The 13,251-nt window shown below is 69.9% G+C and carries 9 protein-coding genes and 1 pseudogene; 4 read left to right on the top strand and 6 right to left on the bottom strand.

All coding sequences use genetic code 11. From position 1 onward, the window contains the following. Positions 1 to 104: 104 nt before the first annotated feature. Complete coding sequence (gene rpe / locus WAX14_RS02220; protein WP_422626464.1) at positions 105 to 788, bottom strand: ribulose-phosphate 3-epimerase; 684 nt, start codon at positions 786 to 788, stop codon at positions 105 to 107. Positions 789 to 995: 207 nt separating this feature from the next. Here rpe and ppsA point away from each other — a divergent pair, with 207 nt between their 5' ends. Both ppsA and WAX14_RS02210 read left to right on the top strand, forming a co-directional pair. Further along, entirely contained in the window at positions 996 to 3,305 is a 2,310-nt protein-coding gene (ppsA, locus tag WAX14_RS02215) for a phosphoenolpyruvate synthase (protein WP_422626463.1), read from the top strand. Between the two features lie 452 nt (positions 3,306 to 3,757). After that, complete coding sequence (locus WAX14_RS02210) at positions 3,758 to 5,365, top strand: ABC-F family ATP-binding cassette domain-containing protein (RefSeq protein ID WP_422626462.1); 1,608 nt, start codon at positions 3,758 to 3,760, stop codon at positions 5,363 to 5,365. Positions 5,366 to 5,379: 14 nt separating this feature from the next. Here the strand turns inward: WAX14_RS02210 and WAX14_RS02205 are convergent, their stop codons facing one another. From WAX14_RS02205 to WAX14_RS02190, 4 genes are all read right to left on the bottom strand, one after another. Continuing rightward, positions 5,380 to 6,309, bottom strand: coding sequence for a 1-phosphofructokinase family hexose kinase (locus tag WAX14_RS02205; RefSeq protein WP_422626461.1), 930 nt, complete (start codon positions 6,307 to 6,309; stop codon positions 5,380 to 5,382). Between the two features lie 79 nt (positions 6,310 to 6,388). Next, a complete protein-coding gene (locus WAX14_RS02200) occupies positions 6,389 to 7,825 on the bottom strand; it encodes an RsmB/NOP family class I SAM-dependent RNA methyltransferase (protein WP_422626460.1) in 1,437 nt (478 codons plus the stop codon). Continuing rightward, on the bottom strand, positions 7,822 to 8,745 hold the full coding sequence (fmt, locus tag WAX14_RS02195; RefSeq protein WP_422626459.1) for a methionyl-tRNA formyltransferase: 924 nt from the start codon (positions 8,743 to 8,745) through the stop codon (positions 7,822 to 7,824). The genes WAX14_RS02200 and fmt overlap by 4 nt, the downstream gene beginning before the upstream one ends. A 164-nt stretch (positions 8,746 to 8,909) precedes the next feature. Then, the gene (locus WAX14_RS02190) at positions 8,910 to 9,893 is read right to left on the bottom strand and encodes an esterase/lipase family protein (protein WP_422626458.1); all 984 of its coding nucleotides are present in this window, start codon (positions 9,891 to 9,893) and stop codon (positions 8,910 to 8,912) included. Positions 9,894 to 10,212: 319 nt separating this feature from the next. Here WAX14_RS02190 and WAX14_RS02185 point away from each other — a divergent pair, with 319 nt between their 5' ends. Together WAX14_RS02185 and WAX14_RS02180 are read left to right on the top strand one after the other, a co-directional pair. After that, positions 10,213 to 11,583 carry a hemolysin family protein gene (locus WAX14_RS02185; RefSeq protein WP_422626457.1) on the top strand — a complete coding sequence of 457 codons (1,371 nt, stop codon included), beginning with the start codon at positions 10,213 to 10,215 and terminating at the stop codon, positions 11,581 to 11,583. Continuing rightward, positions 11,576 to 12,583 (top strand): hemolysin family protein, encoded by a 1,008-nt coding sequence (locus WAX14_RS02180; protein ID WP_422626456.1) that lies wholly within the window; start codon positions 11,576 to 11,578, stop codon positions 12,581 to 12,583. Before WAX14_RS02185 ends, WAX14_RS02180 begins: the two co-directional genes overlap by 8 nt. A 65-nt stretch (positions 12,584 to 12,648) precedes the next feature. On the opposite strand, the pseudogene WAX14_RS02175 reads toward WAX14_RS02180, so the two are convergent. Beyond that, positions 12,649 to 13,251: pseudogene (locus tag WAX14_RS02175) on the bottom strand (primosome assembly protein PriA); the annotation flags it as partial.

Genomic DNA, 13,251 nt, shown 5'->3' with positions numbered 1-13,251 from the left:
CGGCGGCCCCGACCGGTGGGGTCGGGCTGGTGCGCCCCCGCACGTCCTCCGACGCGTCGACGGCTCGCTGGAGCGCTTCGGCGAGCACCGGATCGGTCATGTGTTCACGGGGCCACGGTGAGGTGCGCGGAGGCAGCACCGGCCCGGGCGCGCAACTTGCGAACGGCCTCCGCCGGGTCCGCGGTGCCGTACACCGCGGAGCCTGCGACGAAGCAGTCGACACCGGCCTCGGCGGCGGCCTCGATGGTGTCGGCGTTGATGCCGCCGTCGATCTCCACGAGCAGCGTCAATTCCCCGGAATCGACGAGACGTCGTACCGCGCGGGCCTTGCCGAGCACGTCGGGAATGAACGACTGGCCCCCGAAGCCTGGTTCGACGCTCATCACCAGCAGCGTGTCGAAATCCTTCAGGATCTCGAGGTACGGCTCGATCGGGGTGCCCGGCTTGACGGACAGCCCGGCCTTCGCGCCGGCCGCACGAATATCACGGGCGACCGCGATCGGATCGTCGGTGGCTTCGGCGTGGAAGGTGACGTTGTGGGCGCCTGCCTCCGCGTACGGCGGCGCCCATCGTCCCGGATTCTCGATCATCAGGTGACAGTCCAGCGGGATGTCGGTGGCGCCGAGCAGCGACTGCACGACCGGCAACCCGAGCGTCAGATTGGGCACGAAATGCGCGTCCATGACGTCGACGTGGAGCCAGTCGGCGCCGGCGACGGCGGCGGCCTCGTCGGCCAGGCGTGCGAAATCCGCGGACAGGATGGACGGAGCGATCATCGGTTGGGCCACGGCGGTCGAGTCTAGTCGGGGCCGCCGACCCGACCGCGCATCCGGTTCGCGGCGGTCCCGAGGTCTGCTCGGGACCATCGCCTCTGGTCCGGGCTGCCGAGTGGTGATTCGGTGAAGTGGGACGATCCGCGAAGTGGGACGATCCGCACTCGGTTTCGGGGACAGTGGAACCGGAAGCACCGGGTCCGCGACGGCAGGGAGGGCGCCATGGCACCGAATTCCGGATCATCGAGACGGTGGGTTCGGCCGATCGACGAGGTGGGTCCAGCGGACGCACCGACGGTCGGCGGCAAATCCGCAAACCTCGGCGAATTGACTCGCGCCGGGTTTCCGGTGCCCGCCGCGTTCGCTCTCACCATCGACGCGTACCTGGATGCGCTGGACGCGAACGCCCTGCGCGAGCGGCTGCGTCACGAATCGGCGCCGGGCGAGGACGTCCCCGAACAAGTGCTGCTGCGCGAATCGGAGGAGCTCGCCGCGCTGGTGACCGGCGCGACCGTCCCCGGCGATCTGCGCGCGGACATTGTCGCCGCCTACGCCCGGCTCGGCTCGGACGTGCCGGTCGCGGTGCGGTCGTCCGCGCCTGCCGAGGACGCTGCCGACACCTCCTTCGCGGGCATCCACGAGTCGTACACCAACGTGATCGGCGCGGACGCGGTCGTGCGGGCGGTGCAGTCCTGCTGGGCGTCGCTGTGGTCGCCGCGTGCCCGCACCTACCGCGGATTGCGCGGGGTGAACGACGAACCGTCGATCGCGGTGGTCGTGCAGGCGATGATCCGGTCGGAGGCGTCCGGGGTGGCGTTCACTGCGGACCCACGCACCGGGGACCGTGACCGCATCGTCGTCGAGGCCGCGCTCGGTCTCGGTGAGGTCGTCGTGGGCGGCCAGGTCGAACCGGACACCTATGTGGTGGCGAAGGACGATCTGCGGGTCCTCGACGTGCATCGCGGGCATCAGGAGTTCGCGATCTCGTCGACCGCGACCGGTGAGGACCGGATCGCGGTGGATCCACACGCCGGCACGCGGGTCCTCGACGAGGATCTGCTCGGCCGGGTGGCACGGCTGGCTGTCGACATCGAGGCACACTACGGCCGCCCGCAGGACCTCGAGTTCGCGATCGCCGACGGCGACGTGTGGATCGTGCAGACCCGGCCGATCACCACACTCGACACCTCCGGCACGTCCGTGTCGCGAGCCGACGAGGACGAGGACGGGGACGGGGACGTGCCATTGCTCACCGGTCTCGGTGCAGGACCGGGTGTCGCGACCGGCAAGGTGCGGGTGCTGCACGATCCGGGTGACGGTGCCGGACTCGCCGCCGGGGAGATCCTGGTGGCACCGATGACCCGGCCGGACTGGTTGCCGATCCTGCGGCGCGCCGGCGGCATCGTCACCGACGGCGGCGGTATCACCTGTCACGCCGCGATCGTCGGGCGCGAGTTGGGGAAGCCGGTGGTGGTGGGGGCCCGGACGGCGACGACCTCGCTGCTGGACGGACAGGTCGTCACGGTCGACGGGGACAGCGGTGCGGTGTTCGACGGCGCAGCACACACGCCCACGCGCGACACCGCGGCGGTGCCTGTCCCCGCGGCAGCCTCGGTCGCGGCGGCCCCGGTCACCGCGACCGCCGTGTACGTCAACCTCGCGACCCCGGATGCGGCGGCCGCCGTCGCGGCGACCGATCTGGACGGGGTGGGTCTGCTGCGCGCCGAATTCATGATCACCGATGCGCTCGCCGGGGAACATCCGGGGCACATGATCGCGCAAGGTCGGCGCGACGAGTACGTGACCCAGATGGCCCGCGGGGTCGCGACCATCGCGGCGGCGTTCGCGCCCCGACCGGTGGTGTACCGGGCAATCGATCTGCGCAGCAACGAGTTCGCCGATCTCGTCGGCGGTGAGGTCGAGCCCCACGAGGAAAATCCGATGATCGGGTATCGCGGATGTTTCCGGTATGTCCGCGATCCGGAACTGTTCGCCCTGGATCTGGATGTGTTGCACCGGGTGCGGGCGCAGCATCCGAACGTGCATCTGATGATTCCGTTCGTGCGAACCCGCTGGGAGTTGCGCGAGTGCCTGGCCCAACTGGACGCGCATCCGCTCGGCGCGGACCGCGCGATGCTGCGGTGGATCATGGCCGAGGTGCCGTCGGTGGTCTATTGGCTGCCGGAATACGCGCGGCTCGGTATCGACGGGGTGTCGATCGGCAGCAACGATCTGACCCAGTTGATGCTGGGTGTGGACCGCGATTCGGAGGTGTGCCGGGACGTGTTCGACACGATGGATCCGGCGGTGCTCGACGCGATCGATTCGATCATCGACCGCGCGACGGCGGCCGGATTGACGACGTCGTTGTGCGGCCAGGCGGTGTCGACGAACACCGAACTCGCCGAGCACCTGGTGCGGCGTGGCATCACCTCGGTGTCGGTGACACCCGATGCGGCGGCGGTGACCCGTCGTACCGTCGCGCGAGCCGAGCAGCGCATCGTGCTCGATCGCGCCCGATCCGGGCGGTGACCTGCGGGATCGGAGTGCTCGTTCGCGGGCGGGCAGCTTCTGCCGCTGGCCGTCCGGCACGATGCGGACGCGCCGGGTGGCCCGCCCGGTTCCGTCCTCTGTGTACAGTCGTGGTCGTGGAAATCGAGGTCGACAGAATCTAGCCACCGGACTGCCGGTGGCTTTCCTCCGCGCGGGAATCGCCCGCGCCGACGATCGCTCGCGTCACAGCGCAGCGGCACCCGTCCGCCCGTCCAGGCGTCGACGGCTCCGCGTGACTTCCCGGCATGTTCGCACCGCACCGGCCTCGGCCCCGCACCTCGTCTGCGAGAAGCCGCGCCGTCGATCCTCGATCGACCGTCGCACCGCAGCGGTTCGGTCCTCCGCGGCCGGTGGCCTCCCGGTCGCCGCCGTCACGCGACCGATCCCTGCGACGTCCGTCCCTCGTCGGCGGAAGAATCGAGTGCACCACGATGTCCACCCTCCCCGCGATCACCCTCCGCGATCTGACCTTCGAATGGCCCGACGGCATCGTCGCGCTCTCCCACCTCGACGGCACGTTCGGCGTCGGCCGTACCGGCCTGATCGGCCGCAACGGCACCGGGAAGTCGACGTTGCTGCGGCTGATCGCCGGTGTCCTGCAGCCGACCTCCGGCCGGATCGACACCGTCGGCACGGTCGGGTATCTGCCGCAGACCCTCACGCTCCGGCACGAGACGACCGTCGCCGACCTTCTCGGGATCGACAGGATTCTCGCCGCGATCCGCGCCATCGAATCCGGCGACGCCGACGAACGCCACTTCGACACCGTCGGCGACGACTGGGACATCGAATCGCGTGCCGACGAATCGCTGAACCGGATCGGGTTCGGTGCCGCAGATCTCGACCGGCGGGTGGCAGAGGTGTCCGGTGGCGAGGCGATGCTCATCGCGCTCACCGGGCTGTACATCCGCCGTACCCCGATCACACTGCTCGACGAGCCGACCAACAACCTCGACCGGCGCACCCGCGCCGCGCTCGCCGACGTCGTCGACCGGTGGCCAGGAACGCTCGTGGTGGTCAGCCACGACCTCGAACTGCTGGAACGCATGGAGAACACCACCGAACTGCACGAGGGCACCCTCGATACGTTCGGCGGTCCCTACAGCGCATGGAAGGAGCATCGGGAGCAGGAGCAGACCGCCGCGGTGCAGGCCGCTCGCGCCGCACAGCAGGCACTGACGGTCGAGAAGCGACAGCGCGTCGAGGCCGAGACGAAGCTGGCGCGCCGGGAACGGACCGCACGAAAGACCCAGAAAGACGGTGGTATTCCGAAGATCCTGGCGGGCAACCGCGCGAGCCGGGCCCAGAATTCGGCGGGCTCACTGCGCTCGACGCTCGACGACAAGGTCCGGGCCGCCCAATCCGCCGTCGACATCGCCGACGCCCGGGTGCGCGAGGCCGAACACATCCGCCTGGTCCTGCCCGATCCCGACGTGCCGCGCGGGCGACGGCTCGCCGAGCTCCACGACCGCGACCACACCGTCGTCGTGCAGGGTCCCGAACGGGTAGCGCTCGTCGGGGCGAACGGGACCGGGAAGAGCACGCTGCTCGAGCAACTCGTGCGCCGCACCGATCCGGTACCGGGCCGGCCGCACGGACGTCTCCTGACCGAGCTGGTCGGTTATCTCCCGCAACGCCTCGACGGCCTCGACGACGCCGCGAGCGCGATCGCAAATGTGCAGGCCGTCGCTCCCGAGACGCCGGCAGGCACGATCCGCAATCAGCTCGCCCGGCTGCTGCTGCGCGGCGACAGCCCGGATCGCCCGGTCCACACACTGTCCGGGGGCGAGCGGTTCCGTGTCGCGCTCGCGCGGCTGCTCCTCGCCGAGCCCCCGGCACAGCTGCTGGTGCTGGACGAACCGACGAACAATCTGGACATCGCCAGTGTCGAACAGCTCGCCGATGCTCTCGACGTCTATCGCGGGGCGTTGCTGATCGTCAGCCACGACTTCGGGTTCCTCGACCGCATCGGCGTCGACACGGTCGTCGAGATCGACGAGGACGGGCGCCTGCACCGACGCCGCGGGCTGTACGAGTGACGCCGCCCTTCCCGTCAGCGGGACCGGGCGAGTTCGTCGAACCGGTCGATGTCCTCGCGTCGGCACACGTGACTGCCCGCGGTCAGTAGTGCCGCCGAACCGCAGGCGATGCCGAGCGCGAGCGCATCGCGCAGCGACCGTTCCTGCAGCAGACCCACCACCAGTCCCGCGACCATGCTGTCGCCCGCACCGACGGCACTGCGCACCGGTACATCCAGTGCCGGTACCTGCACCGCGTCGTCGGCGGACACCATGATCGCGCCGTGTGCGCCGAGGGAGACCACCACGATCTCGGCGACCCCGGCATCGACGAGTTCGCGGGCCGCTTCGGTCCGTGTCGCAGTGTCCGGCAGGTCCCGGCCGACCCATTCGCACAGTTCGTCGAGGCTCGGTTTGACGAGGAACACCCCCGATTCGATGCTGGTCAGCGCGTCGCCGGACGAGTCGAGTACGAAGCGGGCACCGACCTTGTGCGCGACCTCCGCGATGCGCCGCACGAACGCGCCGGGCACGCCGGGCGGGAAGCTACCGCTGGCGACGAGGTAGCGGGCGTCCGCTGCGGCGGTGACCAGCGCCTCGAGGCAGCGTTCTTGTTCGTCGGCGGTCAACTCGGGACCCGGGGTGACGAAACGGTATTCGTTGCCGCTGCTGCGGTCGATGGCGGTGAAGCACTCGCGGGTGTCGTCGGCGATGTCCACGATGTGCTCTTCGACGTCGTCGTCGTCGAGCAATCCGCTCATCTGCCTGCCGCGGACCCCGCCCGCCGGGTACACCGCCGCGGCGGACGCACCGAGCACGCGCGCGACCTTCGCCACGTTCACCCCGCCCCCGCCGGCATCGTAGAACGGTTCGTCGCACCGTAGCTTCCGGGTCGGCACGACCTCGTCGGCGAAGGTGGTGACGTCGAGCGCCGGGTTGAGAGTCAGCGTGACGATGTCGGGCACGAGCTGTCCTTTCATCCGAGTTCGGGTGAGGGGAACCATCATTCGGTCTGGCCGGGTGAATGGTCCCCTCACCCGGGGGTCAGTCGACGGGTTTGCGTAGGGCCGCCATGAACATCGCGTCGGTGCCGTGTCGGTGCGGCCACAACTGGACTCCGGGTCCGGACCCCAGTTGTGGCACTCCCGGCACGAGTTCGCGGGTGTCGAGTTGTTCGACCCCGTGCCGGCGCACCGCGTCGGCGACGACCGCGACGGTTTCGGACACGTGCGGCGAACACGTCGCGTACAGCACGACGCCGCCGGGTCGCAGCAGTTCGATCGCCGACGACAGCAGTTCCTTCTGCAACCGAACGAGGTCGGCGACGTCGCCGGGTTTGCGCCGCCAGCGGGCCTCGGGGCGACGACGCAACGCGCCGAGACCGGTGCAGGGAGCGTCGACGAGGATCCGGTCGTAGCCGCCGTCGAGGCCGGGATCGCGCCCGTCTGCGACGTGCACCGTGACGGGTAGGTCGCGGGTGGTCTTGCGCACCAGTTCGGCGCGGTGCTCGACCGGTTCGACCGCGTCGACGGTGAACCCGTCGAGGTCCGCGAGGGCACCGAGCAGTGCGGCTTTGCCGCCTGGGCCTGCGCACAGGTCGAGCCAGCGACCGGTGTCGTCGCCGTCCAGCGGCGCGAGCGTCAACGCACGGGCGACGAGCTGGCTGCCCTCGTCCTGCACCGCGGCCATGCCTTCGCGCACCGCGTCGAGGCGACCGGGATCGCCGTGTTCGAGGTGCACCGCGTACGGCGACCACGGGCCGATCTCTCCCCCGGTTGCGAGTGCGAGTTCCTCGGCGGTGATGACGCCGGGCCGCGCCACCAGGTGCACGATGGGCCGGGCGTCGTCGGCGGCGAGGACTTCCCGAAGCTCTCCCGCGTCGGCGCCGAGCGAATTCGCGAAGGCCTGCGCGATCCACAGCGGGTGCGGATACCGGAATGCAAGGTGACCGACCGGATCGCGTTCGGGATCCGGGGCGAGTGCCGTGACCCACTCCTCCTCGTTCCGCTCCGACACGCGGCGCAACACAGCGTTGACGAATCCGGCTCTGCCGGAACCGAATTCGGATCGGACAAGGTCGACACTGGTGGCGACGGCGGCGTGCGGGGCGACGCGGGTGCGCAGCAACTGATAGGCACCCAACCGCAGTGCGTCGAGCAACGGGCCGTCGATCTCGTCGACAGGACGATCGGCGGCGGAAGCGATGACGGCGTCGAGCAGGCCCTGTGCGCGAGCGGCGCCGTAGGTCAGTTCGGTGGCCAGCGCCGCATCCCGGGTATCCAGGCGACGCTCACGCAGGAGCCCGGGCAGCACGAGGTTCGCGTAGGCGTCGCGCTCGCGTACCGCCCGCAACACATCGCGGGCAGCCACGCGCGCCGGGTCGACGTCGGACGGGGAGGGCCGACGCGCCTGCCGTGGCTTGTTGTTGCGGTCGCCGGGGCCGCGGTGCGATCGGCGGGCCGGCTTGCGGGATTCGGTCACTGCGCACGCACCTTGTCGTCGAGTCGGGCGCCGCGAGCCCAGTCCGCGGCGATCATCGGCTTCTTGCCGGGTGGTTGTACCTGCCCGAGCCGCACCGCCGTGGTGGCCGTACCGACGAGCACCCCGTCCTTGCGGACGTCGATCTTCCCCGGGTCGAGTCCCTCGTCGGTGACAGTCACCGGACCGATCTTCACCCGAAGGTCACCGATCATGGTCCACGCGCCGGGCGCCGGGGTCACCGCTCGGATCCGCCGGTCGACGACGTGCGCGGGAGACGTCCAGGTGATCCGGGCGGAGTCGACGGTGACCTTCGGCGCATAGGACACTCCCTCGGCGGCCTGTGGGACAGCGGTGAGCACGCAGTCCTCGAGCCCGTCCAGCGTCGACGACAGCAGCCCTGCCCCGGAGTCGGCGAGTCTGTCGAGCAGTTCCCCTGCGGTGTCGGTGGGGCGGATCGTTTCGGTGACCACCCCGTACACGGGGCCGGTGTCGAGACCGGCCTCGAGCCGGAAGGTGCTGGCACCGGTGATGTCGTCACCGGCCGCGATCGAGGCCTGCACGGGGGCGGCGCCGCGCCATGCCGGCAGCAGCGAGAAGTGCAGATTCACCCACCCGTGGGCAGGGATGTCGAGCACCGGCTGAGGCAGCAGCGCGCCGTAGGCGACGACCGGACAGCAGTCCGGGGCGAGTTCGGTGAGTCGGGCCACGAACTCGGGGTCGCGCGGGGATTTCGGGGTGAGGACTTCGATGCCGTGGGCGTCGGCGAGTTGCCCGACGGCGGACCGCACAACCTTGCGGCCGCGACCGGCGACCGTGTCGGGCCGGGTGACGACGGCGACGACCTGATGCCGGGCCGAGTCGATCAGCCTGCGCAGCGACGGAACGGCGGGGTCCGGGGTTCCCGCGAAGACGACGCGCATGTCAGAGCACCGCCCGGATTCGCCGGACCCGGCTGTCGCGCCGCGCTGGGGTGATGTACCGGACGACCGATAGTGTCACGAATGCTGCTCCCGGATCTCGACGATGGTGCACCACAGTCTAGGGACCGCGACGGCCGGTATCGGACACCGCGGCGCACGCGCCGTCAGAAGTTGCTCTGGACGATCACCTCGGGGATGCCGGTCCCCAGCGCGACGGGCACGCACGGACCCGAGCCGTAGGAGTCCGGATCGAGTGTCTGCCGGATCAACGCGAGCGAGAAGTTGTCGTACGGCATGTTGAAATGGCCGGTCAGGTTGTCCGGGCACAGATCCTGGATCACCAGATTCACCGCGCCCGAGCCGTGCAAGGCCACGTTGCCCGGCGGCTGGATCACCTCGTCGACGCGGCTGCCGATCGTCGTGTATTCGACACCGGGCACGGTATCGACGGGGTTGTTGAGTTCGGTGAGCAATTCCGATCCCTGCGCCTGCTGCACGAGTGCAACCGAGAATTCGTCGGCGATCACGGCGGTCGCGCCCGGGACCTGTCCGGCGATGGTACCGAGCCCGTAGAAGGTACCCCCGTAACTCGGCGAGGCCGGCCCGATCCACCGATCGACCGCCGCGGCTCCCCCGAGCCGGTTGATGTAGTAACGAGAGACGGTCGCACCCTGCGAGAACCCGACGACATCGACGGCCGCCGCACCGGTCGCCGCGCGCACGGTGTCCACGAAGTCCCCGAATTGCCGTGCACTGACCCGGATGTCCCCGGTGCCATAGTTGTCGGCGCCGGCTGCCTTCCCGAAGTTCACCGCGTACACACACCACCCGGATTCGGCGAGCAGGGGTGCGAGCGCGGCGAAGTCGGTGTAGCTGTTCGAGTCGGTTCCGTGCGCGAGCACCACGGGGCGCGGGTGACGCACGGACGGGACGCAGTCGAAGTCGTTCGCGCCGGGCGGGGCCGCGTCCGGGTGGTCGTCCGCGTAGGCCGCGGCGAGCGCGGAGCTCACGGCGGGCGGCGCCGGGTCGCGCGGCACACTCCACGTGGATTCGGTGGGTTCCGCGGCGGCCGGGCCCACCGGGCCCATCAGGACAACCGAGGCCGTCCCTGCGGCCACCAGCACCGAAATGATTCGTCGTCCGGCCATGCCCGCGCCTCTCGACCTGCCTCGACCGCTGGGACGCCTCACCATCGCGCCAGCAGAATCCTGTCGACGATTCTAAAGGGAACCGGCCCGGCGCGGACGGCATGCGCGCGATCACACGGCACCATTCCGAGCGCACGGGGCCACCCGGAATCGTCCTCGCGTTGGCCTGGGAACCTTCCACTCGGGCAATTCGTCCTATTCTATGACGGCATCCGTCCCCGATCACAGAGAGAACCATGCGACGCGCCAAGCGCAAACCTCGAAGACCCCGCCCGACCCACCGTGACGAAAGCCCTGCCACCGCCCGATCGGCGATCGAATGCTGACGGTCCTCGGTGTCGCCCTCGGAATCCTCGTCGTCCTCGCCATCACCGCCCTCACCGGCTACTTCGTGGCCCAGGAATTCGCGTACATGGCGGTCGACCGTTCCCGCCTGAAAGCCCGCGCCGAAGCCGGTGACACAACCGCCGCTCGCGCCCTCGCCGTCACCCGCCGCACTTCGTTCATGCTGTCCGGCGCCCAACTCGGCATCACCGTCACGGGTCTGCTCGTCGGCTACGTCGCCGAACCCCTCATCGGGCGCGGCCTCGGTGACCTGTTCGGCGGAATCGGAATTCCCACAGCGGTCGGTGTGGCCGTCGGCACCGTGCTCGCGGTGTTGTTCTCCACCGTGGTGCAGATGGTGTTCGGCGAATTGTTCCCGAAGAACCTCGCCATCGCCCGACCCGAACCGGTGGCCCGGTGGCTCGCGTTGTCGACCACGCTGTATCTCAAACTGTTCGGCTGGTTGATCACTCTATTCGACGCCGCGTCGAATCTGCTGCTGCGCATGCTGCGTATCGAACCGGTGCACGACGTGGAGCATTCGGCGACGGCCCGCGACCTCGAACACATCGTCGCCGAGTCCCGCGACGCCGGGGATCTGCCACCGGAGCTGTCGACACTGCTCGATCGCATCCTCGACTTTCCCACCTGCACTGCCGAGCACGCCATGATTCCCCGAGCCCGGGTCGATGTCGTGCATGTCGACGAGCCCGTCGAACGGGTGCTCGCGACGATGAGCGACGGGCACACCCGGTATCCGGTGGTCGGCACCACCACCGACGACCTGCACGGCGTCGTGCACCTGCACGATCTGCTCGCGCTCGACGAATTCGACGGCACGGCCGGGGACGTGCACCGGCCCGCCATGATCGTCCCGACGACGTTGCCGCTCCCGGAACTTCTCGCCCGCCTCACCGAGGCGAACGAGGAGATGGCGCTGGTCATCGACGAGTACGGCGGTTTCGCCGGCGTTGTCACCGTCGAGGACATCGCCGAGGAACTGGTCGGCGAGATCGCCGACGAACACGATCCGGAGTCCGACACCGCGGTGATCGTGCAGACCGGCGACGGCTGGACGATGCGCGGCGACGTACACCTCGACGAGGTCGGCCGCACGCTCGGTCATTCATTGCCCGACGGCGACTACGAAACCCTCGCCGGGCTGGTCATCGCGGAGTTCGGCGGGCTTCCCGACATCGGCGACCGCGTCGACATCACCTTGAACGCGGACCCGGCCGAGCTGGTGAGCGATGCCCACATCCCCCATCGCACCCTCGTCGCCGAGGTTCGCGCCGTCGACAAACATGTGCCGTCGTCGCTGCACGTCACCGTCCGCACCGACCCCGAGGTGAGCACCGATGAGTAACCCCTGGATCGTGCTTGCCGTGACGGTCGCGCTGATCGCGGCCAGCGCATTCTTCGTCGCCGTCGAGTTCGCGCTGATCGCCGCACGTCGGCACCGCTTGGAGGACGCCGCCCAGCACAGCCGCGCCGCGCGGGCGGCGTTGCGCAGCGCGACAGAACTGTCGGTGCTGCTCGCCGGATCGCAGCTCGGCATCACGGTGTGCACGCTGGCGCTGGGGGCGGTCACCAAACCGGCGGTGCATCACTGGTTGACGCCGCTCATCGCGGGATGGGGTGCGCCGATGTGGCTCGCGGACGTCGCCGGGTTCGTGTTGGCGCTGATCATCGTGACGTTCCTGCACCTGGTGGTCGGTGAGATGGCACCGAAGTCGTGGGCGATCGCCCACCCGGAGAAGTCCGCGACGATGCTGGCCGTCCCGATGCGGGTGTTCATGTGGTTCACCCGCCCGGTCATCGTCCAGCTCAACCGGATGGCGAACTGGTGCCTGCGCAAGGTCGGCGTGGATCCGGTCGACCAGGTCGCCACCGGCCAGGACCCGGACGCGCTGCGGCACCTGGTCGAGCATTCGGCGACCGTCGGCACTCTCGACGAGCGCTACCACGGGCATCTGACCAGTGCCCTGGAGTTGGAGGCCTTGACGGTCGGCGACATCGTCGCGCCGAACGACCGGCCGAGCAGTGTGCCACCGGACGCGTCCGGGGCACAGATTCGGGACACTGCCCGCCGGACCGGGCATCTGCGGCTACTGGTACGTGGCAACGGCCGGGTCGACGGGGTCGTGCACGTGCGCGACAGTCTCCGCACCCCCGAAGTGAGCGCCGCCGACCTGATGCGGCCTGCGCTGACCGTCGAGGCTGCCGTCCCGGTGTACGAAGCGTTGCGCACCATGCGCGACACCCGCAATCACCTCGCCACCGTCACCGACGGTGGGCAGGTGGTCGGATTGATCACGCTCTCCGACGTGCTCCAGCGTCTCCTCCCGACCGCCGACGCGCGCTGACGCGCCCGTGTGCCTTTTGGGCCCCGGGAAGGGCCCGAAAGGCACACGGGGGCGGAGCCCCCCGCCTAACCGATCCGAGGCGGATCCATCTGGACGCGCAGGGGTCCCTCTGCGCGGCGGGCGGTGCGGGCCGCCTGAGCATCGCGCAGTGCGCGACCCAGCACTCTGCCGCGGACTCGGCTCACCCGCACGAGCATGCGATGCACCTCGTCCGGCTCCGGGTCGTCCGCACCGAACGGCAGTCGCTGGCCGGGAGGCAGCGGAACCGGGCCGAGCAACTCCGCATCGTCCGGCAACGTCGTGGCGTCGAGCAGTTCCGCGACCGCAGCGGCGGACCCGTCGATCGCGGCCATGTGCACGACCGGCGGGAAGCCGACCTCGGCGCGTTCGTCGAACTGCGAACGCGCATGACCGACCGGATCCCAGCGCACCAGCGCCTGCACGGTCGGGATCCCGGCATCCGCGACGACCACGACCTGACCACCGTCCCGAAACGGACGGACCAGCGACGACGCGGTCAACCAACGCCGCAGTGTCTCTTCGGCGGCGCGCAGGTCGGCGCGGCCCAGCAGTGCCCAGCCGTCGAGGAGCAGTGCCGCCCCGTACCCGCCGGGCGCGACCGGTTCGGCGCCGACCGTCGAGACCACCAGCACAGGGCCCTCCGGAGC

Origin of the sequence: Rhodococcus sp. (in: high G+C Gram-positive bacteria) (assembly GCF_049299235.1) — a bacterium.
In the GTDB taxonomy this organism is placed as follows: Bacteria; Actinomycetota; Actinomycetes; order Mycobacteriales; family Mycobacteriaceae; genus Rhodococcus.
Note: the sequence above shows the minus strand (reverse complement) of the source record. Positions and strands in the feature narration are given on the sequence as shown.

Coding starts and splice junctions, on each gene's coding strand:
- ppsA (WP_422626463.1), top strand. CDS start 996: ATGGCACCGAATTCCGGATCATCGAGACGGTGGGTTCGGCCGATCGAC.
- WAX14_RS02210 (WP_422626462.1), top strand. CDS start 3,758: ATGTCCACCCTCCCCGCGATCACCCTCCGCGATCTGACCTTCGAATGG.
- fmt (WP_422626459.1), bottom strand. CDS start 8,745: ATGCGCGTCGTCTTCGCGGGAACCCCGGACCCCGCCGTTCCGTCGCTG.
- WAX14_RS02190 (WP_422626458.1), bottom strand. CDS start 9,893: ATGGCCGGACGACGAATCATTTCGGTGCTGGTGGCCGCAGGGACGGCC.
- WAX14_RS02185 (WP_422626457.1), top strand. CDS start 10,213: ATGCTGACGGTCCTCGGTGTCGCCCTCGGAATCCTCGTCGTCCTCGCC.
- WAX14_RS02180 (WP_422626456.1), top strand. CDS start 11,576: ATGAGTAACCCCTGGATCGTGCTTGCCGTGACGGTCGCGCTGATCGCG.